The organism is Campylobacter sp. RM16189, assembly GCF_012978815.1.
GTDB lineage: Bacteria > Campylobacterota > Campylobacteria > Campylobacterales > Campylobacteraceae > Campylobacter_A.
This window is the reverse complement of record NZ_LIWR01000003.1, coordinates 142878-168310: the sequence shown is the minus strand read 5'-3', so window position 1 is coordinate 168310 and position 25433 is coordinate 142878. Positions and strand designations below refer to the sequence as shown.

25 protein-coding genes, 1 tRNA gene and 1 pseudogene are annotated in these 25433 nt (G+C 36.4%); 11 read left to right on the top strand and 16 right to left on the bottom strand.

Annotation, left to right across the window (positions count from 1 at the left end; genetic code table 11):
- Positions 1-7: 7 nt before the first annotated feature.
- The 9 genes from CDOM16189_RS03000 to CDOM16189_RS02960 all read right to left on the bottom strand — a co-directional run bounded on the left by CDOM16189_RS03000 (position 8) and on the right by CDOM16189_RS02960 (position 9224).
- Positions 8-2191, bottom strand: coding sequence for a RelA/SpoT family protein (locus tag CDOM16189_RS03000; protein WP_169974175.1), 2184 nt, complete (start codon positions 2189-2191; stop codon positions 8-10).
- Positions 2175-2393, bottom strand: a complete 219-nt coding sequence (locus tag CDOM16189_RS02995) for a DNA-directed RNA polymerase subunit omega (protein WP_169974177.1) — start codon at positions 2391-2393, stop codon at positions 2175-2177. Before CDOM16189_RS02995 ends, CDOM16189_RS03000 begins: the two co-directional genes overlap by 17 nt.
- Before the next feature lie 21 nt (positions 2394-2414).
- Positions 2415-3134: a UMP kinase gene (gene pyrH / locus CDOM16189_RS02990; RefSeq protein WP_169974179.1), complete on the bottom strand. Its 720-nt coding sequence runs from the start codon at positions 3132-3134 to the stop codon at positions 2415-2417.
- A 71-nt stretch (positions 3135-3205) separates the two neighbouring features.
- Positions 3206-4456, bottom strand: coding sequence for a murein hydrolase activator EnvC family protein (locus CDOM16189_RS02985; RefSeq protein WP_169974181.1), 1251 nt, complete (start codon positions 4454-4456; stop codon positions 3206-3208).
- Complete coding sequence (locus CDOM16189_RS02980) at positions 4453-5268, bottom strand: FtsX-like permease family protein (protein ID WP_169974183.1); 816 nt, start codon at positions 5266-5268, stop codon at positions 4453-4455. The genes CDOM16189_RS02985 and CDOM16189_RS02980 overlap by 4 nt, the downstream gene beginning before the upstream one ends.
- Positions 5255-5926 carry a cell division ATP-binding protein FtsE gene (locus CDOM16189_RS02975; RefSeq protein WP_169974185.1) on the bottom strand — a complete coding sequence of 224 codons (672 nt, stop codon included), beginning with the start codon at positions 5924-5926 and terminating at the stop codon, positions 5255-5257. The genes CDOM16189_RS02980 and CDOM16189_RS02975 overlap by 14 nt, the downstream gene beginning before the upstream one ends.
- Positions 5910-7091, bottom strand: coding sequence for a tRNA (guanosine(46)-N7)-methyltransferase TrmB (gene trmB, locus CDOM16189_RS02970; RefSeq protein WP_169974187.1), 1182 nt, complete (start codon positions 7089-7091; stop codon positions 5910-5912). Before trmB ends, CDOM16189_RS02975 begins: the two co-directional genes overlap by 17 nt.
- Positions 7091-8308 carry a fibronectin type III domain-containing protein gene (locus tag CDOM16189_RS02965; protein ID WP_169974189.1) on the bottom strand — a complete coding sequence of 406 codons (1218 nt, stop codon included), beginning with the start codon at positions 8306-8308 and terminating at the stop codon, positions 7091-7093. Before CDOM16189_RS02965 ends, trmB begins: the two co-directional genes overlap by 1 nt.
- On the bottom strand, positions 8238-9224 hold the full coding sequence (locus CDOM16189_RS02960; protein WP_211436561.1) for an RluA family pseudouridine synthase: 987 nt from the start codon (positions 9222-9224) through the stop codon (positions 8238-8240). The genes CDOM16189_RS02965 and CDOM16189_RS02960 overlap by 71 nt, the downstream gene beginning before the upstream one ends.
- Positions 9225-9269: 45 nt before the next feature.
- Between CDOM16189_RS02960 and CDOM16189_RS02955 the strand changes: the two genes are divergently transcribed.
- Positions 9270-10376, top strand: a complete 1107-nt coding sequence (locus CDOM16189_RS02955; protein ID WP_169974191.1) for an FtsW/RodA/SpoVE family cell cycle protein — start codon at positions 9270-9272, stop codon at positions 10374-10376.
- 1 nt (position 10377) lies between these two features.
- On the opposite strand, the gene CDOM16189_RS02950 is transcribed toward CDOM16189_RS02955, so the two are convergent.
- Together CDOM16189_RS02950 and CDOM16189_RS02945 are read right to left on the bottom strand one after the other, a co-directional pair.
- Complete coding sequence (locus CDOM16189_RS02950) at positions 10378-10587, bottom strand: alkylphosphonate utilization protein (protein WP_169974193.1); 210 nt, start codon at positions 10585-10587, stop codon at positions 10378-10380.
- Between the two features lie 70 nt (positions 10588-10657).
- Positions 10658-11602 (bottom strand): helix-turn-helix domain-containing protein, encoded by a 945-nt coding sequence (locus CDOM16189_RS02945; RefSeq protein ID WP_169974195.1) that lies wholly within the window; start codon positions 11600-11602, stop codon positions 10658-10660.
- Positions 11603-11734: 132 nt separating this feature from the next.
- Here CDOM16189_RS02945 and CDOM16189_RS02940 point away from each other — a divergent pair, with 132 nt between their 5' ends.
- Both CDOM16189_RS02940 and CDOM16189_RS02935 read left to right on the top strand, forming a co-directional pair.
- Positions 11735-13822 carry a TonB-dependent receptor domain-containing protein gene (locus CDOM16189_RS02940; RefSeq protein WP_169974197.1) on the top strand — a complete coding sequence of 696 codons (2088 nt, stop codon included), beginning with the start codon at positions 11735-11737 and terminating at the stop codon, positions 13820-13822.
- Between the two features lie 49 nt (positions 13823-13871).
- On the top strand, positions 13872-14627 hold the full coding sequence (locus CDOM16189_RS02935) for a DUF4198 domain-containing protein (RefSeq protein WP_211436560.1): 756 nt from the start codon (positions 13872-13874) through the stop codon (positions 14625-14627).
- Positions 14628-14701: 74 nt separating this feature from the next.
- Here CDOM16189_RS02935 and CDOM16189_RS02930 read toward each other — a convergent pair.
- A pseudogene (locus CDOM16189_RS02930) lies at positions 14702-15022 on the bottom strand (aldehyde dehydrogenase family protein); the annotation flags it as partial.
- A gap of 150 nt (positions 15023-15172) precedes the next feature.
- Positions 15173-15249, bottom strand: a tRNA-Ile gene (locus CDOM16189_RS02925).
- 114 nt (positions 15250-15363) lie between these two features.
- Here CDOM16189_RS02925 and CDOM16189_RS02920 point away from each other — a divergent pair.
- Positions 15364-15780, top strand: a complete 417-nt coding sequence (locus CDOM16189_RS02920; protein ID WP_169974199.1) for an SseB family protein — start codon at positions 15364-15366, stop codon at positions 15778-15780.
- 9 nt (positions 15781-15789) lie between these two features.
- Here the strand turns inward: CDOM16189_RS02920 and CDOM16189_RS02915 are convergent, their stop codons facing one another.
- Entirely contained in the window at positions 15790-17040 is a 1251-nt protein-coding gene (locus tag CDOM16189_RS02915) for a DUF2130 domain-containing protein (protein ID WP_249321489.1), read from the bottom strand.
- A gap of 2 nt (positions 17041-17042) precedes the next feature.
- A complete protein-coding gene (gene putP, locus CDOM16189_RS02910) occupies positions 17043-18533 on the bottom strand; it encodes a sodium/proline symporter PutP (RefSeq protein WP_169974201.1) in 1491 nt (496 codons plus the stop codon).
- Between the two features lie 190 nt (positions 18534-18723).
- Here putP and CDOM16189_RS02905 point away from each other — a divergent pair, with 190 nt between their 5' ends.
- The 5 genes from CDOM16189_RS02905 to thiE all read left to right on the top strand — a co-directional run bounded on the left by CDOM16189_RS02905 (position 18724) and on the right by thiE (position 22169).
- Entirely contained in the window at positions 18724-19431 is a 708-nt protein-coding gene (locus tag CDOM16189_RS02905) for an amino acid ABC transporter permease (RefSeq protein WP_170000718.1), read from the top strand.
- Positions 19424-20152, top strand: coding sequence for an amino acid ABC transporter ATP-binding protein (locus CDOM16189_RS02900; RefSeq protein ID WP_170000717.1), 729 nt, complete (start codon positions 19424-19426; stop codon positions 20150-20152). Before CDOM16189_RS02905 ends, CDOM16189_RS02900 begins: the two co-directional genes overlap by 8 nt.
- Before the next feature lie 41 nt (positions 20153-20193).
- Positions 20194-20910 carry a basic amino acid ABC transporter substrate-binding protein gene (locus tag CDOM16189_RS02895; RefSeq protein WP_170000716.1) on the top strand — a complete coding sequence of 239 codons (717 nt, stop codon included), beginning with the start codon at positions 20194-20196 and terminating at the stop codon, positions 20908-20910.
- A gap of 101 nt (positions 20911-21011) precedes the next feature.
- Positions 21012-21539, top strand: coding sequence for a hypothetical protein (locus tag CDOM16189_RS02890; protein ID WP_169974209.1), 528 nt, complete (start codon positions 21012-21014; stop codon positions 21537-21539).
- A gap of 27 nt (positions 21540-21566) precedes the next feature.
- Positions 21567-22169: a thiamine phosphate synthase gene (gene thiE / locus CDOM16189_RS02885; RefSeq protein WP_169974211.1), complete on the top strand. Its 603-nt coding sequence runs from the start codon at positions 21567-21569 to the stop codon at positions 22167-22169.
- A gap of 4 nt (positions 22170-22173) precedes the next feature.
- Here the strand turns inward: thiE and CDOM16189_RS02880 are convergent, their stop codons facing one another.
- Complete coding sequence (locus CDOM16189_RS02880; RefSeq protein WP_169974213.1) at positions 22174-23493, bottom strand: aminotransferase class V-fold PLP-dependent enzyme; 1320 nt, start codon at positions 23491-23493, stop codon at positions 22174-22176.
- A 282-nt stretch (positions 23494-23775) separates the two neighbouring features.
- On the opposite strand from CDOM16189_RS02880, the gene CDOM16189_RS02875 reads away from it, so the two are divergent.
- Positions 23776-24432 carry a DUF234 domain-containing protein gene (locus CDOM16189_RS02875; protein WP_249321485.1) on the top strand — a complete coding sequence of 219 codons (657 nt, stop codon included), beginning with the start codon at positions 23776-23778 and terminating at the stop codon, positions 24430-24432.
- A complete protein-coding gene (locus CDOM16189_RS02870; protein WP_169974215.1) occupies positions 24425-25423 on the top strand; it encodes a sensor histidine kinase in 999 nt (332 codons plus the stop codon). The genes CDOM16189_RS02875 and CDOM16189_RS02870 overlap by 8 nt, the downstream gene beginning before the upstream one ends.
- Positions 25424-25433 lie beyond the last annotated feature (10 nt).

Here is a 25433-nt window from a genome sequence, read left to right as displayed (position 1 = left end):
TTAAATTTTAATTATACGCATCATCAAGAGATACGAATTCCATTATCTTATAACGATCTCTTAGTCTATCTTTAATTTCGTTCACATCCAAATTTTCATTAAGCTCTATAGTTAGATTAAATACATCCGCAGCAATGTCGTTTGCTTCAGAAAGCGTTATAGTAACGAGATCTACTTGCAACCTAGCTATATATGTTAAAAACTCAGCCAAAGAACCACGGCGATTTTCAAGACTTAGGATGATTTTATATCTATGAGGGGCATTTCTAGTCCATTTTACAAAAATCATCTCATTCTTATCTTCGGCTAACTTCATAGCACGCTCACATAGCTTATGGTGAACGGTTACATGATGATCATTTCTAAAGCCCATAATATCATCGCCTCTTTTTGGATTGCAACAGTAATCAAACTCTACACTACTTATTTTATGGTTTGAATAGATAACTATATGATCAAATTTCTGCTTTCTAACAAGATATTTATCTGTTAAAGCAAGAGCAAATGGACGATCTTTTTTTATATATTTTTTAAGAGCATTTACGACATCTTGAAGGTATACGGAGTCATAGGCGGCTCTAAATACTCTTTTTGTCATCTTTTCACTCTCTAACCAAACAAGGATTCTATTAGTAGATACCCCAAAAATTCCACTTAAAATTTCAAGTGCGATGATATTATTTATATCCCTGATTTTCTGCTTACAAAGCGATCTTATGGTAGCCTTTGCCTTGCCTGTTTTTACGCTTCCAAGCCAAGAGCAGCGGTATTTTGGCTCGTCTCCTGTGACAATATTTACTATATCTCCATTTTTTAGCTCGGTTAGAAGCGAAACTCTAATGCGGTTTACATAAGCCTCTTTGGCATGCAGTCCTATCTCTGTATGAATCTCATAAGCGTAATCAAGTGCAGTAGCTCCGCGCGGCAGAGTAAAAATATCTCCCTTTGGCGAATAAACGGCAATATCTTCTACGTATAGGCTATCTTTTGCATACTCATATAGCTCTTCAGGATTATTTTCACCCTCGTTTTGCATACCGATATCACTTAGCCAATCAAGCTTAGGATTTAAAAAACCTCCGCTTTTATACTTCCAGTGGGCTGCAACTCCGTATTCTGCGGTTTTGTGCATATCAAAGGTGCGAATTTGGACTTCAAAAATACTTTTATTATCAAAAATTGTAGTATGAATAGTTTGGTATCCATTTTGCTTAGGAAGTGCGATATAGTCCTTAAATCTTGATATAAGAGGATTAAAATTTATATGCAAAAGCCCGAGTGCCAAATAACAATCCTGAGGCTCTCTGACCAAAATTCTAGCTGCAAGAAGATCTAAAACCTCCTCTATGGATATTCCCTTTCTTTGCATCTTAAGATAGATGGAATAGTGATGCTTTACACGCTTTTGTATATCAAAACTGCTTTCATTAAAACCGTTTTGAAGTAAAATTTGACTAATCTTTTCTATAAACGAATTTAGCTTTAACTGAAGCTCTTGCTTATGCTCATCTACATATTTGTCTATTTTTTTATACTCTTCAGGAAGTGCATATTTAAAACTTATATCCTCAAGTATATTTTTTATGGAAGAGATTCCTAGTCTGTGAGCAATAGGAGCATAAACCATAAGGGTCTCTTCTGCGATTCGCTTTTGCTTTTCGGGTCTTAAAGCATCTAGGGTTATCATATTATGAAGTCTATCGCAAAGCTTTACTACAAGCACACGAACATCTTCAATAGACACTAAAAGCATCTTACGAAATGTCATAGCAGAGGCTGCTAGACGCTCGTTTGACTCAGAACTGGCCAGCTTATCCTCCCTAATGGCTACAATTTTAGTAAGTCCCTCTACCAGCTTTGCTACCTCTTCTCCAAATTCCTCTCTGACAGTCTCAGTAGAGCAATCCGTATCCTCCACTACGTCGTGCAAGATAGCAGATATTATCATACTCTCATCACCACCCATATGAGCCACGATAGAAGATACCAATATAGGGTGTATCGCGTAAGGCTCTCCGCTCTTTCTAAATTGCCCAGCATGAGATGTTATACAGCAGCTAATAGCCTTTTCTATGTTTGGGGTAATATTACAAAGAGAGGCTAAAATATCTCTAGCGCCGGCTACATCCTTACAAACAACTATATCTTCAATGAGTTGTTCTAAAAAAATCCCGCTATTTTGCTGTTTCAATGATAGCCTCTAGACTAATTTTTCCTTCGGCAATTTCGCAAAGTGCAATATCTGCAAATTTCATCTTGCTTACATCTTTATCAAGCAAACTTTTAGCTCCTGCAGCCAAAGCTTCTGCGCGTTTTGCCACTACTAAAGATAGCTTATATCTATCACCTTCAACCGTTTTTAATGCTTTCGCGGCTACCTCTTCTATTCTCATTATTTCTCCTTAATCTTTATTTTAATTTTTTACTACCGAACAAAGTGCGTTTTCATCACCTTTAATAATGCTTAATAAATTTCCGTCCTTAAACATATTGCATACTAAAATCGGCAGTTTGTTATCCTTAGCAAGCGCTATGGCTGTATCGTCCATAACCTTGATGTTGTCGTTCATTGCCAGTTCGTAAGTAAGCTCTCTTAGCAGTTTTGCATCGTCAAATTTCTTCGGATCCTTATCATAAACTCCATCAACTTTCGTGGCTTTGATAATCATATCCGAATCGATCTCGATAGCCCTTAAAGTTGCCGCCGTATCAGTTGTAAAAAACGGATTTCCCGTTCCTGCGGCAAAGATTACCACGCGTCCTTTTTCAAGGTGTCTTTGTGCACGTCCCACGATAAATGTTTCGCAAATCGCCTCCATCTTGATGGCGCTTTGAACGCGAACGCTTAGACCCGATTTTTCAAGCGCCTCTCTCATGGCAATTGAGTTTATAACGGTTGCAAGCATACCCATATGATCGCCGCTTGTGCGTTTGATGATACCGTCTTTTGCGGCACTCACACCTCTTATAATATTTCCGCCGCCTATAACTATGCCTACTTCAACGCCGTTTTCCACAAGCTCTTTTATCTGCTTGGCGATAAATTTTAAAACTAAATTATCTATACCAAACCCACTCTCTCCAGCTAATGCCTCACCCGAAAATTTGACTAAAATTCGCTTTTTACGCTCCATAAATTCTCCTTAAAATTCAAGCATTTTAGCAAAAAAGTGTTTAAATTCTGCTAATCTTTTATCTCAAATATCTATTTAAGGGTTATCATTTCAAGCGGATCTATATGGTAATTTTTTTGAGTTACTTCAAATGTTAGATCTTTTGATACTCGTCCTATGACATAGCCTTTTTGAACCTTTTTGCCAACTTTTACAGTAGGCGCTATTTGGCTAAGATGTGCATAGATAGTATGAATTCCGTTTGCATTTTCTATAATTACAACCTTATCCAGCATAGCCGTATCCTTTGCGAATACAACTTTGCCATTTAATACGCTTTTTACCTTTGCATCAGCGGTTTGAGAGCTTAGCACTACGGACTCATTAAAAATTTTAATATTATATATAGGATCGATATAGTTTCCGAATTTTTGCTTAACAGTAAAGCTATCAAGAGGGGCTATCGTCTTTTCTCCGCTATATTTTTTCACTAAACTTGCCTGATAGCTTGAGCCCACTTGCTTAACAGAACCATTGTTTTTTTCATCTTTAGTATCTTTATCTTTTTTATGCTTTTTATCTTTTTTTGTTTTTTCGGCTTCTTTTTGCTCCGCTAGCCTCTTTGCCTCTTCAACCTCTTGTCTTGCGACTATTTTAAGCTCCTCTAGAGTCTTTCTTATCTCTTTTTGCTGCTCTTGAATCATAGATAATTTTTTAGAATAGCTCTGCCTATCTTGCTTTAAATTAGCCACGGTCTTAGACTGTTCACTTTGAAGCAACGCAAGCTCCGTTCGCTTTTGTTTATAAGTTTTTAAATCAGCCTGTATATTTTGTATCTTATCATTTTGATCTTTGATTGAATTTGTGGTCTTTTCATAATCCTTAACTAAATTTTTGAAATCATCTTTTATCACGCTATTTAAATTAACCAAAATTTCAGTTGCGATTATGCTTTCGTTGCTGTCCTCATACTCTTTTGGTGCAATAAGATCAAACGCAAAATGATCTGATATTATACGTATCATATTTTGCTCTATAAGTCTTTGATTTTGCAAGAGTTCGCTATTTTGTTCATTTAGCTTTTTAAGCTCGCTATTTGCACTGCTTGCTCTATTTTCAAGCTCAGCAATCTGAGCTAATAACTCTTTCATTTTAGAATCTATTTTCTCTAGTTCCGACTCTCCATCCTTGATGTCTTTAGCTAAGTCATCTAATTTTTTATTTAGCTTACTTGCTATTTGATTTGAAAGTTGCAAAGATGACGTCTGCACTTTAATTTTATCATCAGTACTAGCACAAAATGATGCTCCTAAAAAAAATAATAAAAATAGTAAAATTTTCATATGCTGTTCTTTTTAGCCTCTCTCATAACCAAAGAAACTGCTATTATGCTAAGCGCCAAAGATATGGCAAGTAGCCTACCTCCTTCATATATTATGTCCACATTAGGAATTTTTAAACTAACCTCATCCATCATAAAAATTACAACATTAAAATCAGGCAGCAAATAGTAAAATACGGTAACAATAATAGCAGCAATAATAGAATCAACTACAGCCATCTTATATAGCACTCCTGATTTTAGCCAAAAAGATGCGCCAAAAAGAGTCATGATGTCTATTCGTTCCTTATGCTCGTATAGCCAAATTCTCATCTGTTTTAGCACTAGCATAAGTCCTAAAATAACAATTAAAATAGAAAAAATTTCAGATATTTTTTTAATTAGATTTAAAATTTTATAAATCTTATTATGAGTCTTTGAAAATGTCTCCACTCTACTAACGCCATTTACTTTCAGAAGCTTTGCTTTAATCTCCTCCATATATTCAACACTTGGAAAAATTTGCAGTTTAATGGAGTAAAATTTAGGCAAAGAGTTCTGTAAAATATTTAAATTTTTGGCTGAAATATCTTTAGAAAGTCTATCTAAAACCGATTTTGTACCCAATCTCTCGATGGATTCAAAATCACTTACCAAAGGCTTTATATTAGAGCTATTCAGATCTTTTGAGCTAACTACTATGATGTTATAATCCTCACTCATCAGTTTTTCATAATCTTTTATGACATTACCCACAAGAGTTATAAACTGGATACAAAAAAGAAGAGCAACAAGAGGAAAGATAACTCCAAAATGATTCTTAAGAGATCTCATGCACACCTCCGTTTTCTATCACGAAGTGACGATAATGCACCCTTAAGGTAGATGGGATTTTATGAGTTACTACTACCACGCAAGTGCCTAAAAATTCCCTTGCAGAACGCAAAAGCGACCATATAACATCGCTTGAATAATCATCCAAATTTCCGGTAGGTTCATCGCATAAGAGCAGATTTGGATTATGAGCCAAAGCTCTAGCCATAGCCACACGCTGCTGCTCCCCTCCACTTAGTTCAAGTGGAAATTTATGAGCCTTGTGTAGTAAATTTACATGCTTTAGCAGCTTATGTGCTTGATTTTTACATACATTATGCGCAAGCCCCTTTATCATAAGCGGTAGCATCACATTTCTCTCGACACTCCACTCATTTATCAAGCGGTAGTTTTGAAATATGATTCCGATTTTTTGCCTAACCTCACTAAGCTTTTTTTGACTTATCCCGTTCATATTGGCAAGGCAAACTTCAAGAGAGCCGGAGTATGGCTTAATCTCTCCGTAAAGCGACTTAATTATAGTAGATTTTCCGCTACCACTTTTACCCGTTATTATTACAAAATCGCTAGCGCTAATATCCAAATCCACATTTTGAACTATAAGCTCATTTTGATTATAACCTAGCGAAAGACCTCTGGAACTAATAATCTTTTGCATTAGCCAAATACTCCTTTAGTGCAAAATGTGCCTCTAAATTTTCTCTCGTTAAAAGCGGCTTTTTGATAAAGTATTCACACCTTTTAGGAGTGAGCAGTAGATAACACTGCTCTGGCTGAGAAAATGCGCCAAAAGATATGCGAAGCAAAATTTCATCCTCGCTTTTTTCAAATTTCTCTTCAATATGCAAAAAACAGTCATCTTTTTTAATAATTATATTTTTAAAATTTTTAGATATAGCCTTGATATCGTAACCGCCTTCAAATTTCATCTCGCTAAGTGTTTTTAAGGGCTCGCTTTTTATTTCGCACTCAAAAGTTACATCATATATGTCTTTAAGCTGTTTTTTCCATCTATCCTCATATTTACTTGAAACATTAAGATATTTATTTTTATCCACAATAAGTTTTGAGCTATGCAAATTTAAAAGCTGAGATATAGTGTACTCTGTATAATTTCTGCTATCACTTCTAAGCTCGAATCTACCGCCTATTTTAAGAGTTCTTTCGCACTCTTTTATAAATTTTTCAGAAACTACTCGCCTATGAGGAGCGTCATCCCAGGGCACAGGAAAGTGAAGAAAAATTTTATCTATGAAATTTGAATCGATCAAGGACAAAAGCAACCTAGCATCGCTATTGATAAGAACTACATTGTTTAAATTTTTACTCTTTGCAAGCTTTGCGACCTGCTCGATAGATGGCTTATAGACCTCTATGCCTATGACCAAAGCATCGGGGTTTTTTTCTGCTTGCCAGAGTAGATGTCTACCGGAACCAAATCCTATCTCTATAAAAATTTTAGATAGCCTTGGCTCTTTTAAAATTTTTAAAAGCTCTTTAGTATCTGAAATATAAGTAGTTTTTTGCGTTAAATGAGTTTTTTTTACAGCTATTGCCTCACTTAAAACTTCTTGGCAATTTAGCTCTTTAAATTTAACCAAAGCCTTTTGCAGCAGCCCTACTTGAGCAGGTCTCGTGATCTTATCGCCTTTTACTAAAAAGCCATTTTTATGCTCTTTCAAAGTCACAAAAAACTCTTCAATTCCACTTTGAGTATAGATAATAGTAGAGTTTCTGCCTCTTGCTTCCCATGCAAAAACCACCTCATCCTGAATAATCGGATAGGCTAAAGATTTTAAATTTTTAGTTATAAAATTTGGCATTATTCTATAATTACCATAGCTTTATGGGATTCATCAGAACTTATGCCATACTCGTCTATAGCTATAACTTTATATGTATATTTTAGACTATAATTGACATCAGTATCTATAAATTCATTACTAGTTATATTTGTAAATCTTCTCTCTCCTTCTCCGCCTTCCCTGATTACAGTATAGCTTCTAGCCTCTTTTGGTCCGCTCCACTGAACTTTTACAGCTGAACTATCAGCTACTATGGATGATATTATAGGAGCGTCTATGGCCGCCAGAGTTGATCCTGTAACGGCTTCATCGGGCTTTTTAGACTCAAGTCCGTCTTTATCTACAATAGTAATCTTATATAGCCTTGTAGCGCCATTTTCGTTAATTAAATCCTCGTAGCTATTTGTTTTGGTTTTAGCAAGATATGTATATGGCAAAAATTTATTTGAAGTGCTATAAATTTTGTAGTATCCAAAGTCTTCGCTCGCCACGCTATCCCATGTGATAATAATCTTTTTTGGAGCATTTGTAGTAGCTTGTATATTTACAACTTTGTTTGGAAGGGGTTTTGTAGTAGAATCAACTATCTCGCTTGGTTTAGATATAACTCCCGTGCTTGTTTTTACAAAAACTCTATATTTATACCCTCTGCCTGATTTTACGCTATCATCGATATATTCGGCATGAAGCCTTCCTTTAATTTCTGCTATCTGTCTCCAATTATCTTTACCAATATCTGCTTTTTCCACTATATAAGACGCCACTCTTAAATCAGGATGCGGACGCCATATTAACTTCACACGTTCCGGCAAATTAGTAAGAGCTCTTAAAAAAGGCACCGACTCTATAAGAGGTCTAGTGCTTGCACTTATAACTACACCTGGATTTGAAATTTGCTTGTTTGCGTTATAAGTTCTCATCTCATATGAATATGTAGTCTCTGGAGCCAAATTTGAATCCACATAATGACTTGCAAAGCGATCTTTTATATCGGCCACAACCTTCATTTTACTGCTGTTTTCGTTAGAATTTGATCTGTAAAGATAGTATCCTGCTACATCTGTTGTAGTAGTAGGAGTCCATTCAAAGCCTATTTCAGTCATATCGCTAATAGTTTTTAAACTAGTAACAGTGGGCAAATTTGAATTGATTTGTGTAGGTGTACTAGGCGAGACACAGCCAGTGATTACAACTGCCAAAGATAGCATCAAGCCTTTTAAAATCGATCTTTTCATAAACTATCTCCTTATTAAATTTATTAAATAAAATTTCATTAAAGTCATCCCAAAGCGGAGCTACAAATTCCATCCTTTTACCTGTATTGGGATGAGTGAAGTAAAGCCCGTAGGCGTGGAGCATAACTCTTTTTATTTTATCGTTTTCGCTCTTAAACCCATATAAAGTATCGCCCAAAATATGGCGGTTAATGCTGGCTAAATGAACTCTGATCTGATGAGTTCTGCCGGTAAAAAGCTTAGCTGCTATTAAATTTACTCCGCTCTCTTGAATCAAATTTACAAAGGCACTCTTAGCGCTTCTTCCGTCAATTGTAATAGCTTTTTTTAAACGATTATTCGGATTTCTCCCTATTTTTCGCTCTATCACACACTCCTCTTTAAGTGGCAAATCAGTAATCGCAAGATAAATTCTGCCCATTGTCTTATCGCTTAACTGAGCCGAAAGCGCTACGTGTGAACGGTTGTTTTTAGCCACGACTATAGCTCCGCTAGTGCCCTTATCAAGCCTATGAACAATGCCCGCTCTACTCTCTCCGCTTAAAGTAGATAGTAAAAAGCCTTTCTTTCCAAGCCAGTCTACAAGCGTAGCCTCTTTAACGCTCGGAGCTGGATGAACAACTAAATTTGGCGGCTTATTAAGTACTATCAAATCATCATCTTCATACAAAATAGACACTTCAAATTCCGCACTAAAATTTAAATTTTCATCATTTGATTCTAAAATTTTTACATCTATAACGTCATCTAGACTAAGCTTAGCCGAGCCCTTTAATATGGGCTTTGAATTTAGACTTACACAGCCATTTTTAATTAAATTTAAAATTTGATTTCTTGAGATTTTAAGCTCTTCAGACAAAAATAGATCTAATCTTTTGCCTATATCTTTACTCTCTTTTACAGATATTTGATTCAACCGTTTCCTTTTTGGTGTTATAATTCCGCTAAAAAAGGCGAAATTTTGATAAGACTTGATAGGCGAATTCTAACTCATTTTGACTTTGTTCAACCAATCTTGATACTACCTATTATAATTTTATCATATATTTTAGTTTCGGAAGCAAATTCTATTCTATCAAATAAACAGCTTATATATTTCAGCATAGGACTACTCGCTTTTACATTTTTTTTCCTGCTTCCCATAAGGAGGCTTGAATGGCTCATACCGGCATTTTACTGGCTATGTATAGCGCTTTTAATAAGTGTTGATCTATTTGGAGTAACAAAACTCGGAGCAAAACGCTGGCTTGAAATCCCTTTTGTGCATTTTACTATTCAGCCATCAGAGATAATCAAGCCATCATTTTTACTTATGATGGCATACCTAGTAAAGCATCGCCCTCCGGGAATTAACGGTTATGGGCTCAAGGATTTTTTAAGACTTAGTATATACATAATCCTACCTGCATTTTTAATTATGAAAGAGCCTGATCTTGGCACTGCTTTGATCCTTATAATTATGGGATATGCGATTTTATTCATCATAGGGGTAAATAAAAAAATATGGCTTAGCATAGCCGCCGGTATAGTCATATTGGCTCCTTTAATATATGAAAATTTGCACGACTATCAGAAAAAAAGAATCAATGATTTTTTAAGCGAAGAATCAAGCTATCACGTTCGCCAAAGCATAGTCGCCATAGGAAGCGGTGGTCTCACGGGCAAACCAAAAGATGAAGCCACTCAAACGCACTTTAAATTTTTGCCAATTGCAACTAGTGATTTTATCTTTTCATATACCATTGAAAGATTTGGTTTTTTGGGGGCATTTACGCTGATGATGTTTTACGGATTTTTAATCACCCATCTGCTTAGCCTAAACTACGGTCTTAAAGATGATTATTTCACGCAAGTGGTGACGACTGGAATTGGAATTTTGATATTTATCTATGTAAGTGTAAACATTATGATGACTATTGGATTTGCTCCGGTTGTAGGTATTCCGCTTCCGTTTTACAGCTACGGAGGAAGCAGTTTTGTTACATTTTTAAGCCTATTTGGGATTTTACAAAATCTGCTTACCTTTAGATTTGATCCGACATATCGCTTTGTAAAGATTAAATTTTAACTTACGCCTTCTTTAAAAACTCGGTTTTAAGTACGATAACACCCATCTTATCTATCCTACACTCAACCTCTTTATCATTGCCGGTTAGCTTTATATTTCTTGCTATCGTTCCTCTTTTAAGAGTAGCGCCTGCGCCTTTTACCTTTAAATCTTTTATCAAAGTTACGTTATCTCCGGCGTTTAGTTCTGTTCCGTTTGCATCTTTTGGCATATTTTCTCCTTGTAAAATTTCAGCCATTATAGCAGGTAATTTCCTAAGCTCAAAAACTTAGCTTAAAAAGCTAAAATTTACCGCCTCTTAAAATTTCCATAGGCAATACGCCAAATTTCTCTTTAAATATCTTAGTAAAATGCGCGAAACTGCTATATCCCACTATCTTTGCAGCCTCTTTTACGTTTATATCGTTTTGTTCAAGAAGGCTTTTAGCTATCTTTAGGCGCTCATCTTGCAAAGCTCTATGAATCGTCGTGTTAAAGCAGTGTTTAAACCCATTTTTAAGCTTAAATTCGTTCGTAGCACAAAGAGTTGCAAGCTCTTTTATGGTTGGTGGATTTTGTATATCTTTAAGCAAAATTTCTCTTGCTTTATGTATCAGTTTCAAATCATCTTCACTATATCTAAATTTGTCGCTATCTTGGGCTTTTACTTCCGCAAAGCTTTTATAAACCATCTCTAAAATTTTAGACTCTATAAAAATTTCTCTCATCTTTCCGCTATAAATTTTAGAGTTTGCGAGCTCTTTTAGTATCAAATTTTGAGTCAAATTTGTATCTATTATCCTAGCGCAAAACTCATCATCGCTACTTAAAATTTTAAAAATTCCAAGCTCTTGGATGAGCGAATTTTCAATTATTATCGACTGGCTCTTGTAGCTTTTACCCTGATGTTTGCTTGTCGCCATAAAGCTATCGTTTATACTGCCCATACACAGCTGTCCCGGCTTTAAAACAAGGCTATCTTTTGACCAGCTTAAGCTGTTTGCACTCTGCCCCACATTAAAGCATAAAAAGGAGTGCGGGCTCTTCTTTGAGAGATACCTTAAATTTTCGCTATATCTTATATCGTAAGAGCAGTAACCAAGCCCGCTTCCCGTCTCGTAATACTCAAGTTCGCAGTTTAAATTTTCATCTTTAAATGAAATTTCTTTATATTTTTTCTCTTCGCCAAATTCGACTCTACACTCAAATTCATCAAAAAATTTATCAAGCTTTCTGCTTTCACTCATAGTCTCTCCACAAATTTGAAAATAATCCAACTAACGCTATCTTTTAATCCTTTTAGCGATATTTTTGTATTGATAATAATTATCCCATTATAGTAAAATGAAACTTAAATATTTTTACAATCAGGAGTTAAAGTGAAAGCTAAATACTTAAAAGTTGCAGCCGTTATCTCTTTAGCGGCATGCCCGTATATCTTTGCAACAGAGAGCGTATCTCTTGGCGAGGTTAAAGTAACAGCAAACAAAATAGAGGAAAAACTAAAAGATATCCCACAAAGTATCAGTGTGATTGACAGTATAGAAGTAGAGGAAAAGGGTATAAAAACCATAGAAGACCTGCTAAAAAGCGTGCCAAGTATATCGACCACAACGGGGCTTCACGGAGGAATTTTTACAAGAGGGCTTAACGGCTCGATATTTACCAGAACAAATCCTGTAACGATCTTCATAAATGGTGTAGCGCACGGTAATCAATTTGGAGCATACGTGCCTATCACAAACGTGGAGAGAATCGAAATCCTAAAAGGTCCGTCAAGTGCGATCTACGGTAAAGACTCTATCGGCGGCGTTATCAACGTGGTCTTAAAAGAGCCTAGCAACGAGTGGTCGGGAAGTGTCGGCGCAGAGTATGGCTCATATAAATACAGAGTCGGCACCTTTGAGGCAAACGGCGCACTTGTAGATGACGTGCTATATCTTGGGCTAAACGGCTCAGCATCCAAAGATCAAGGCTGGATCACTGACGAGATAACAGGCAAAAAATCAAACGGCAAAGAGCTTAACAACTTCGGACTAAATTTGAAATTTATACCTACGGATAGGCTATCTTTAAAGCTTTTTGCGGATAGATACTACAAGAAATTTAACGGCACGGACGGCATAGTAATCCCTTATGACAAATTTAAAAGCTTCAAAAGAGACGATGTCAAAACAACAAGGCTTGAAAGTGAAACACACTCACTTGAAAAGTCAAATTCCATCGCCCTAAACGCCACTTATAATTTTGACAGTGTAGATCTAAGCTCTATCACCACATATAAAAAGATAGATCAGTCAAGCAACTACGACTTAGATGCGGGAAGCAAGTATTTTCCGCACAACAACAATCTAATCATGTTTTCTGATATGAGAATTAAAAATTTATCTCAAGAATTTAGGCTCTCAAGCAATGAAGAGCAAAATTTAAGATGGATTGCCGGGCTTTTCTTTGAAAACGAAAAGATAGATATAAGAAAAATGGGCATGCAGTTTATGATGATGGGAACGCCTACGGAAATGGACGCACCTGCAAAGATGAACAGCAAAACAGCTTCAATCTTCGCTCAAGCCATATATCCTATTACCTCAAAGCTTGATCTAACGCTTGGCGGAAGATACCAAAAGATCAAAAAAGATATCAAGGTAGATACCTATATGTATCCTGTCGGCTCAAGCAAAACTGCACCGTTTTACTCGTTTGAAAACGATGCAAGCTGGAACAAATTCCTGCCAAAGATAGCTCTTGAATACGCCTTACAAGATGAACTTAGCATTTACGCGATGTATGCTAAAGGCTATCTAGCGGGAGGATTTAACTCATTTCCTATGGGAGGAACAAAAGATGAGAATAAATTTGAGTCACAAACCAGCGACAACTACGAAATCGGCATAAAAGGGGCCTATGATAGTTTTAGATTTTCAGCGGCTGCCTTTTATATGGATATAAAAGATACCCATATCTACATGATAGATCCTAAAAACCCAGCAAATTTCATAACAGGAAACGCCGATAAGGCAACCTCAATGGGCATTGAGCTAGAAGGTGTAGCAAGAGCTACAAAAGAGCTTGCTATAAACATGGCTGCAAGCTTACTTAGAACAAAATACGGCAATTATATTAGCCCTAACGGCAAAAACAACAAAGGCAACAAAATCGAATACAATCCGGAATATAAATTCTCACTTGGAGCTTCGTATTATGCGCCGTTTGGACTATATGCAAGGATAGACGGTAACCTCATCGGAAAAACATACTTTGATCCTCAAAACTCAGTCGCTAGGGCAAGCTACTTCACGGCTGACGCCAAGATAGGCTATATGAAGAAAAATTTCGACGTATATCTATACGCTAAAAACATAGCCGACAAAGAGTATCCGATGAATGTCTTTGATAGATCTTACGGCGTGCTTGTAGAGTATGATAAGGGCAGAACTTTTGGGCTTGGAGTTAAATATAGCTTTTAAAATTTGGCGTTAAATTTGATGCCAAATTTCTTTAATCTAAGGAATAATCATGATAAATAAAATTTTAGCTACGCTATTTACTCTCGCAATACTAAACGCAGCGTACGCTCATGACTTTTGGGTGTTTGGAGAAAATTCGGATAAATTTAGAGCCGATATAGGCTACGGACACAACTTCCCTCATCAAGAGATGATACCCAAAGATGAGACTAAATCCTTTATTCCGCTTACAATCATCTCAAAAGACGGAGGCAAAACAGAGCTAATCCAAACAGGCGAAAGCTACCACTACGAAGGAGAAAAGCTTAAAAAAGGAAGTTATATCCTAGCAGGCGAGTATAAAAGCACGTTTTGGTCAAAAGACGCAAACGGCAAATGGTATATGGATAAGACAAAAGATCAGATAGCAGATTCCGCTTACTGCATGCAAGCTTCAATGTATGCAAAAGAGGTTGTAAATATTGACAGCGAACAAGATGAGTTTGTAACTAAAACCATAGGGCAAAAGCTGGAGATAGTGCCGCTTGAAAATCCTGTAAATTTTGATATAAATAAGCCTTTTAAAATTCAAATTCTGCTTGAAGGAAAGCCGCTTAAAACGGCTAGAATAGACGGAACATTTGATAAATTTTTAAAAGATAAATTTGCATTTTCGGCAACTACTGATTTAGAAGGTATAACCGAAGTTATGGCTTTAGCACCCGGCAAATGGATACTAAAAGTCATGCACAAAAGAGCCTTTGGTGAGAGTAAAAGATGCGATGAGGAGATACTGATCGCTTCGTTTACTTTCAAGATAAAGTGATATTTGTGTGCAAATTTTAAAAATTCATACGAAACAAAATCAAACGTCCCCTAAATTTAGGGGACGTTTAAATATCAGTAAAAGCCGCTTGGTTTTCCCGTTAGATCAATCATGATATTTTTCATCTGAGTACAGTGCTCAAGTATGATTTTATGAGTCTCTCTGCCTATACCTGAGTTCTTATATCCGCCAAACGGACTTCCGGCAGGAATTTGGTTATAGCAGTTTACCCAGACGCGACCTGTTTCCATCGCGCGCGCTGTTCTTAGAGCTTTTGTGATATCTTTAGTAAAGACCCCGCCGCCAAGGCCATATTCGCTATCATTTACCATCTTAATAAGCTCTTTTTCATTCTTAAATTTGATGATAACGCCTACAGGCCCGAAAATTTCCTTTTACACTAATCTTATATTGCTTTCTAAGCTTACACACAAAAGCATAATCTGTTTATATGAATTGATAGTGGTTTTAAATAATTAAAGCTCGTATTTATAGTAATTTTGTGAAATAATTTGAAGTTTAAAGATTGCTTAAAAAATAGGTAATGGTGGGTTCACCAGGACTCGAACCTGGGACCATCCGGTTATGAGCCGGATGCTCTAACCAACTGAGCTATGAACCCATTAGCTAAATTGAAGTTGTGATTATATCACCTCGAAACTTATTTATCGCTAAATTTTGATTTAAAATTTTAAAAAATGTATAATTTCTCAAAATTTTAAAAATAGAGGTAAAAATGTCCGAAGTTTTAGTTAAATCAATGAAACAATTTTTAGATAATCCAAGTAATAAAAACGAAAATGAGCTTATAAAAGAACTCAAGAAGGCAGAATTTATAGCGCCTGTTATTATAAATCAAGCCTTAGCAAAGCCTGACGGAAAAGCTGTCTATGAGGAAGAAGGTTCAAATATCAAATTTATTCTGCTTGAAGATGAAGAAAGTACTCTCAGCTATTTTCCAGCTTTTACAAGCAAAGAAGAAATGATGAAATGGAGAAGTGATAGCGAACAAGAAGTGTTAAATTTACAGATTAAAAACTATCTTGCTATGCTAGAAGCCTCAAAAGAAAAATATGCTGGTATCGTTATAGACGCATTCTCGTATAATCTAATATTAAATTGCGAAACAATTAAGCAAATTTGTGAAATTTGATCTCAAATTTCACTCACTCTGCATTTCATCGCCATCATCAAATCCAAGCTCAAGCCTCTTTATCTCGCCGATAGCATTTCCAGCAATCCCTTTAATAGATCCAAACATCTCTATGGCATTATCGCGAACTTTTTCTATCTGTTTTTCGCGACTCTTCCAAATTCGCTTCATCGCATTTTGCTCTTTTATGAGATCATCTTGCATTGAAGTAAAGCCCTCTACAATGGCTTCAATTCGCATTTTAAACTCATTGCTAGTTAGATAACTGTATAAAAGTTCGATTTTACTACCTTGATTTTGACTCAAATTTTTAGCAAATTTTAGCTCAACCAAACCATTTCTAAGCACAAAGCTAAGCGCCTTAAACTCTTCATACGAACACACCCACACACCATCAACCAGCCCCAGTCGCTCCATATCTTTTGGTCTAGCTTCACTTACTAAAATTCCCACATCAGCACCGCTTGAACGCATATCGGCTTTAAATTTCTCTGTCCATTCGTTTGAAAAATTCTTCGTTCGCTTGCTCTCATAGTAGATTTTACCGCAGTTTTGCATATCTCTTGTGTTTACTATCTGCATGCAGTCAGCGCCGTTTGCACCCTTTTTAACCTCTTCTATCACGTCAAGTGGGAATTTAAGCCTAAGCCACTCTTCTATCGCAAGCTCTTGCACTTCGCCTTGAAGCTGCTGACTGCCCTGCTCTATCTTGCGCTGAGCATCATTTAGCTGCTTTTTCAAAGCCTCCATCTGCTCATCTTTTTGGCGAAATTTAAGCTCATTTTGAGATTCGATTAGCTTTTGAATTTTCTCTTTTTCCTGTGATAGTTTAGCACTAAATTCAAGCTCAGCCTTAGCTTTTATACTAGATTCTAGCTCATCTTTTTCTCGTTTTAGTTTTTCTATCTCAACAGTTTTTAAATTTAGCTCGCTAACTTGCCTAGATTTTGTCTCAAGCTCGGCTTTAAGAGAGTTTATAAGAGTTAAATTTTCACTTTCAAATTTGCTTTTTAGTTCATTTTCAAGCTCTGCTTTTTTTAAATTTAAAGCATCTTGCAAGTTCTTTTCAAACTCTTTCTCCTTTTGTTTTAAAGCCTCAAAATGCGTTTTATACTCACTTCGCTTTACTTCTAGCTCTTTTTCAAAATCACGCTGCTTAAGAGCCATTTTTTGGTTAAATTCAAGCTCAAGTTCTCTTTTGAGGGCTAAATTTACATCAATTTCATGACCGCAATTGGCGCATTTTATGCTATTTTTCAAAGTTAAAGCCTTGTTTTCATCTTTTCAAATTCATCTTGCACGATTTTACTATTTGGCTCATTAGTCATCTTATCTATCGCATCGCCCCATAAGCTAATAATTACTATAGCTATACTTGATGCGATAAAACCTGGTAAAATTTCATAAATTTCGGAGCTTAATCCAAGCATTATCCATATTATTACAGTCGCTCCACCTACTATCATGCCCGCAAGTGCGGCTAGCGCGCTCATTCTCTTCCAGTAAAGACTAAATAATATAACGGGACCAAAGCTAGCGCCAAATCCAGCCCATGCATTTCCAACCACGCTTAAAACACTATCGTCTGAAAAAAATGCAATAAATGTTGCAGTAAGAGCTACAGCAACTACGGCATATCTACCAAAGGCTACTTGAACTTTTTCATCCAACTCTTTTTTATAAAATGCGAACACAAAATCCTTTGTTACAGAGCTTGCGCTTACTAGCAGCTGGCTTGAAATGGTACTCATGATAGCCGAAAGTACGGCAGAGATAATAACTCCTACTATAAATGGGTGAAAAAGCGTCTCTCCAAGCTTTAAAAATACAGTTTCTGGATCTTTTAGCGGAGCTCCTAATTGACTATAGTATACAAAGCCTATAAGTCCGCTCATCATGGCTCCTATTAATCCCAAAGCCATCCAGCCGATACCTATCCTGCGTGCTTGAGCAAGCTCTGCTGAACTTCTTATCGCCATAAAGCGCACTATGATGTGAGGTTGTCCGAAGTATCCAAGCCCCCAAGCCATAAGACCCAAAACGCTTAAAAAATTCTGATTATAAAATATATCGAGATGATCTTTACTATACTTGCTAATCTCGCTCCACAAACTGGCACCATCTGGTAAATTCAGATTAAAAAATGCAACAGTAGGCACCAAAACCAAAACTAAAAACATTAGCGTGCCCTGAAATGCGTCTGTTATGCAAACAGCCTTAAATCCTCCAAAAAAAGTATAAAAAACAACTATAAAAAGTGTAAATATAGCGCCTATCTTGAAATCAAGCCCGAAAAAACTCTCAAAGCTCTTTCCGCCCGCGATTATTCCACTACTAACATATAACGTAAAGAATACAAGAATAATCAGTCCGGAAACTATCCTAAGTATCTTTGTGTTGTCTTTAAAACGATTTTCTAAAAAGTCAGGAATAGTGATACTATCGCTAGCAACCTCGGTATATACGCGAAGTCTTTTTGCTAAAAAGCGATAATTACAATAAGCTCCGATAGTAAGCCCTATGGCTATCCACGCATTGGCAAGCCCTGTAGCATAAAGCGCTCCTGGAAGCCCTAGCAACATCCAACCGCTCATATCGCTAGCTCCTGCGCTAAGAGCAGTCACAACGGGACCTAAGCGGCGATTATCCAGCAAATATTCGTTCATGCTGGCGTTTTTGTCATAAGCATATTTGCCCACTACAAGCAAAAATCCAAAATATATAGCAATCGCAATATAAGCGCTAAACTCCATAAATCAAGCCCCTGTAATAAAATTTAAAAATAGTATAGTAGCATTTAATTTATTAAAATTTAAAAAATATGGAGTATTTATTTAAAAATTTCAGCATCTTCTCTACGAAAAAGTAACCCAACTTAAGCAAAAAAATATTATTTTTTTTGTATATTCTACGTTTTATGTTTCACTTTAAAAAGGTAAAAAATTGAACGAGAGATTTTTTAAATTTTTATTCTTTATTTTTATAGTAGGATTTGGCACATACTACTTTTACCCTACCGAAATGAACGAAATTCAACGTATGGCTTATCTTAAAAGCTACGGTGTAACTCTAGGTCTTGCATCAGGCGGAATTTTAATAGGAATAGCGTTAGGTTTTACTCTAGCGTTTTTAAAATTTTTAAATATCAAAATTTTAAATTTTATAATCGATGAATATATAGATATATTGCGTGGAACACCTATACTATTACAGCTCTTAATATTTTCCGTAGTGATTTTCGCTACGTGGAGCGATAACTTTTACGTAGCCATAATAGCTCTTGGACTAAACAGCTCCGCATATGTAGCCGAAATAGTAAGAGGCGGAGTAAATAGCGTAGATAAAGGTCAAATGGAAGCGGCTCGCGCAATGGGGCTAAACTACGGCATATCAATGAGAGAGGTGGTTTTCCCTCAGGCAACCAAAAATATCCTGCCGGCTCTTGCGAATGAATTTATCTCACTTTTTAAAGAGACATCGGTAGTTGGATTTATTAGCGTAGTTGATATTACAATGCAGAGCAAAAGCCTACAAGCAGTATTTTATAATCCAAAGCCGATAATTTTCACAGGAGTGGTCTATTACGTGAGCATTAAAACACTTTCATTCCTAGCCAAAAAGCTTGAAGAGAGGCTAAATAGACATGATTGAGATTAGAAATTTAAATAAAAATTACGGCGATCTGCAAGTTTTAAAAGATATAAATGTAGATATCAAACAAGGCGAAGTAATAGCCATAATAGGTCCTAGTGGTGGAGGTAAAAGTACCTTTTTACGTTGCATAAACCGTCTTGAAGAGCCAACAAGTGGACACATCAAGATAAACGGTGAAGATATACTAAGCAAAAAAGCAGATATTAATAAAATTCGCCAAAAAGTAAGCATGGTCTTTCAGCACTTTAACCTATTTGCAAATAAAAATGTTTTAGAAAATTTGACTCTAGCACCTATTAAAACAGGTCTAATGAGCCAAGAGGATGCGGAGAAAAAAGCGCTTGAGCTACTTAAAAGCGTAGGGTTAAGTGATAAAAAAGAGGCTTTTCCTCATAAGCTCTCAGGTGGTCAAAAGCAGCGTATAGCAATAGCTAGAGCCTTGGCGATGAATCCCGAGGTGATACTGTTTGACGAACCTACATCAGCGCTTGACCCGGAGATGATAGGAGAGGTGCTTGATATAATGAGAGATGTGGCCTCAAAAGGCATCACAATGCTTGTAGTTACGCATGAGATGGGCTTTGCAAGAAATGTTGCAAATAGAATATTTTTCATGGATGGAGGCAGAATCACTGTGGACGATAAGCCTAAAAATGTCTTTGAAAACCCACAAAATCAACGTTTAAAAGAATTTTTAAGTAAAGTTCTAAATCATTAAATTTATTGTATTATAATTAGAAAATTTTAAAAGGAGTATGCATGAAAAAATTGTTTGCTTTGTTTTTAGCGTCTTTTGTTTGGCTTGGAGCTGCCGAGCTTAAAATAGGTACAGCTGCCAACTATCCACCATTTGAATTTATAAACGATCAAAATAAAATCACTGGTTTTGATATAGACTTGGTTCAAGAACTATCAAAAAGAGCAGGATTTGAGTATAAATTCGTTAATATGAGTTTTGATGGTATAATACCGGCTCTTAAAGCAGGCAAAATAGATGGTGTTGCGAGTGCCATGAGCGCTACCGACGAGAGAAGAAAATCTATAGATTTTACAAAATCTTACTATTCTACAGAAAATATATATCTGAAGAAAAAAAGTAACAATAAGATAACAGATAAAAAAAGCCTTAAAGGCAAAAAAATAGGCGCTCAACTAGGAACCGTGCAAGAAATCGCAGCAAAAGATATAGACGGAGCGAAGGTTGTGCCTGCAGAAGAGACTGTACCACTAATCCTTGGTCTAAAAGCCGGAAAGATGGATGCTGTAATACTTGATAGCTCCATAGGATACGGATACCTAAAACAAAATCCTGATCTAGTGGAGTTTTTTAAAGAATCTGACGGAAGCGAAGGCTTTTCTATGGCATTTGATAAAGATAAACATAAAGAGCTTATAGAGAAGATAAATGTCGCTCTTGACGAGATCAAAAAAGATGGAACTTACGACAAGCTTTTAGAAAAATACGATCTTAAATAATGAATTTTCGCGCGATTTTTAAATCGAACTTTAAAGGTTGCGCGACTCTTCTATCTCTATTTTTTATATTTCAAGTACAAATTTTTGCCAAAGAAAGAGTGGTGGCTCTTTTTACGGAAAAGATTGAAGACACCTTTATTTTTAGAATAAATATCCTTAAAACAGCCCCTTGCAAGCTATATGGAATTAAGCTTTACGATGTTCAAAAATGCACAAAAGATAAAAAGTTAATTGAAGAATTTAATATCTTTTACAAAGATCAAATCTATAAATTTATCAAACCGGGACAAAATTTCTATATATCGTCCGATAAAAGCTTAAGAGATAGATGGCTCTGCGAAGTGAGCAATGAGAGTAAAATTTTAAACAAGACTCTCGTAAAATATTCACTTGCAATACCAAAAACAAAAGAGTATAAAAAGATAAAACCTGATAAAAAAAAGAGTGAAATCGAGAAGAAATTCCCTAAAATTTTTGAGTGCCTAAGCGGTAAAAAGTCTGAAGCAAAAGAACCGGAAAAGCCAAAAGAGATAAACTCTACAAAAACACTAGAAGAAGAAAAGCCAAAGATCATAATAGAGTTTCGCAAGCAGTTTGGAGAGGATTTCGGAAGGGATTTTGGAGAATGAACCGTAACATAAACAAGGAGGTGATATTTGGCTCAAATTTACGCAATCAGCGATGATATTTTAACACCTGATGAAACTATTTTAGGACAAACTCGTGAAATTTTAGAGTGTGGCATCAAATATTTTCAATACAGAAGCAAAAAAACTTTTAAAAACGAAGCTTTAGTACGTAAGCTTTTAGAACTTTGCGATGATTTTGGAGCAAAATTTATCATAAACGATGATATTGTTTTTGCTAAAAAAATAGGAGCTAAATACGTTCATATCGGTAAAGATGACGGCGATATAAAAGCTGTGCGAGAAATTCTAGGCAAAGATGCGTTTATCGGTGCAAGCTGCTATAACGACATAAATTTAGCCATTAAAGCACAAGACGCAGGAGCAAGCTATGTTGCATTTGGCAGCGTTTTTTCAAGCCCTACAAAGCCTGCCGCGATAAGGTGCTCTTTTGAAACCATACTGCAGGCTAAAGAAATTTTAGACATACCCATCTGCGTAATCGGCGGCATAAACGCTCAAAACATAGATCAAATTTTATCTCTGGAAGTTGATCTTATCGCGGTTATCTCGGCTCTTTATAGACCTGAGAGCATAAGCGAAAACTACAAAAACTTAAGCAGATTTTTGTAAATTATCAAATTTTACCCGCAAATATCGAGTGAAGCGCAAGCTCCTCCCCCCAAACGTTTTTATGTTTCTCAATACTTTTTTTAATAGCGCTTATAAGATAAAGCACATCGTCTTTAGTATGCGTATAGTGCAAGCTCACTCTAACCCAGCCGGGCTTTTTGTCAAAGGTTTGATTGTCTTTTAAATTTAGCAAATCATGCCCGTAAGGTCCTGCACAAGCACATCCTGCTCGGGTTTGTATGCCGTAGTCATTGCTAAGAGTTGCTGCAAAATCATAAGGCGAAATGCCTTTAACATTAAATGCAAATATCGGCACGCGAGCCAAATTTTTAGGCGAGTAGCATATCACGTCATCGATATTTGCAAGTTCGTTTGCAAACAGCTCGTTTAATTCATCTTCACGCTCTTTAATGCGCTCAAATCCGATCTCGTTTCTAAGCTTGTAGGCTAAATTTGCCCTTATCATTTGGATTATGCCCGGAGTGCCGCCCTCTTCTAGCTGCTCGAAATTCTTTACAAACTGATGGCTCGTCCTGCTTACGTAAGCCACCGTTCCGCCTGCTGCAAAAGTAGGCTCAAAGTTATCTATAAGCGATTTTCTAATCGCTAAAAGCCCACAACTTCCAACCCCGCCAAGCAGCTTATGAGGTGCTAGAAACAGCGCGTCAAAGTAATTGCAATCCACATTTGCATAAGCGCTAATACTTGACGCATCAAGCGCAAGCACTCCACCATGAGATTTAATCATCTCATAAATTCTTTTATAATCGCTAATAACGCCCGTAACGTTTGAAGCTGCGCTAAAAGAGGCGATGATCTCGCGGTTTTTATTCATCTCAAGCACACGCTCAAGCATTTTAAAATCAACTCCGCCGTCTTCATCAAGCCCTATTCTAAGGACATCGCACATCCCTTCGCGAAAGCTAACTTCGTTTGAGTGGTGTTCGTAAGGCCCCACGATAACTAAAGGCAAATTTGAAATCGCTTTTATATTGTATCTTTTGCGAGTATTTGGCGGTATATAAAGCCCCATGATCTCTTGAAATTTCTTTATCGCAGCACTTGCTCCGCTTCCGCAACCAATGAGATAAAACTCATCGTTAAGAGCGAGTAAATTTTTAAGCTCGCTTCTTGCGTTTTCGTATCTGCGCTGGGTTAAAATAGCGTTTGAGGAGCTATCAGAATGTGTATTGGCGTAAGTTTTTAGAAATTTTAAAACTTCTTTTTCGATAGGCTCATAAGCAAGCCCCGAAGCGGTATAATCAAAATAATAAATTCCGTCTTTTAAAATGATATTTTTTCTAACTTCATCCAAATTCAGCACATTCTCGCCTTAGTTTTTAAAAGTGATTATAACCAAAAGTGTGCTAAAATGGGCTAAAAAGGAGAACAAATCCATACGTTAAAATCCTCTTATAAACGCTTCAAACACCTTGATATACACGAGCTTATAAATTTCCACTGCGTTTTTGACGCTCATGATACAAGTGCAAATTTTTACGATATTTTTGAGGCGATTGAGGTTTGTATAGTAAGAGAATTTCAAAATTTAAAACCAAAATTTAGCTTTAACACTCCGCTTAAAAACGAACTTAGCCTTGCACTAATGCGTCTTGCAAAGAGCGATAGAAAGAGGTTTAATATCCATAAAATTTTCTCCCAACAAGTCGCCAAACGAGTTTATAAAGAGCTTTTTGAAAGAGAGCTCATAAGTGTTGAAAAGAGCCTTGAAAAGCCTATAAAAGCGCCAAAAGGACAGCTCTTAAAAAAGCATTTAAGAAGATATCAGGTAGAGGATAAAATACGTTTTAGCGATAATTTCACTAGATTTTGGTTTAGATTTATAGAGCCAAATTTAAGTCTGCTTGAAGAGGCTAATTTTGATAACGTTATGCGAGATATAAGGGCGAATTTCGATGATTATGCGAGCTTTGGATTTGAGCTTATTTGCAGGGAGCTTTTAGCGCACAAATTTGGCGTAGAATTTGATAGAGTAAGCAGCCTGTGGACAAGAGAGGTTGAGATCGATCTGTTTTTAAAAATTAATGAACAGATCATAGTCGGAGAGGCGAAATTTAAAGAGCATAAGATATGCAAAAATGTGCTAAATTTGCTTGCTAAAAAATGTGGCAGATTGCAGCTTGAACCATATAAATTTGCGCTTTTTTCAAAGAGCGGCTTTAGCAAAGAGCTTGAGAGATTAAAAGACGAGCGAGTAATGCTTTTTGATATGAAAGATTTTGAGGAGCTGATAAATGGATGAAAAAACAAGCATACAAGATGGGTTAAAAAGCCTGATAGAGCAGACTTATCTAATCGAGCAAGAGTATAAAAACCTCACGAATTCATACTCAAATTTGCAAAATTTCATAAAAGAGATCGTGGAAATTTTACCCACCGCCATCTGGGTCATAGATGAAAAGGGCGAAATTTTCTTGCAAAACTCAGAAGCGCTTAAAATTCCAAAACTTTTAAATTTAATCGATGAAAATAGCGAAGAGATAGAACTACACGGTCAAATTTATCTCATAAAAACAACTCAAAAAAACGGTAAGAAAATCATCTCTGCAACAGACATAACAAAAGAAAAGCGAACAGAGCGACTAGCCTCTATGGGACAGGTTGCCGCCCACTTAGCTCACGAGATAAGAAATCCCATAGGTTCGATCTCGCTTCTAACTTCAACCCTTTTAAAGCGAGCCGATGAAAAAACAAAGCCCGTAGTAAGCGAGATTCAAAGGGCTATTTGGCGAGTAGAGCGTATCATTAAAGCAACCCTGCTCTTTACAAAGGGGCTTAGCATAAATCCTAGCGTGTTTAATTTTAACGAATTAAAAAGCGAATGCGAGGAAGCAATAGCCTACTACGCCTACTCAAAAGAGATAAATTTCGAGCTAAATTTTCCAAACGCTTACTATAATGGCGACAAAGACCTGCTTGCGATAGTCTTTCAAAACATGCTTTTTAACGCGATTGACGCTATCGAGCAAAGTGATGATGAAAGCGGGGAAATAAGGCTTGAATATGAAAAAACATCCCAGGAGCATCGCTTCGTCATATTTGATAGCGGAGTAGATATAGCAAATGCGCAAATCGTCTTTGAGCCGTTTAAGACGAGCAAGCTTAAAGGAAACGGGCTTGGGTTGCACCTGTGCTTGCAGATCATAAACGCACACAAAGGAAGTATCGAAATCATGCTAAATCCGAAGCGATTTTGCATAAATTTGCCTATTTACAAGGCAAAAAGCGAGTAAATTTATAAAA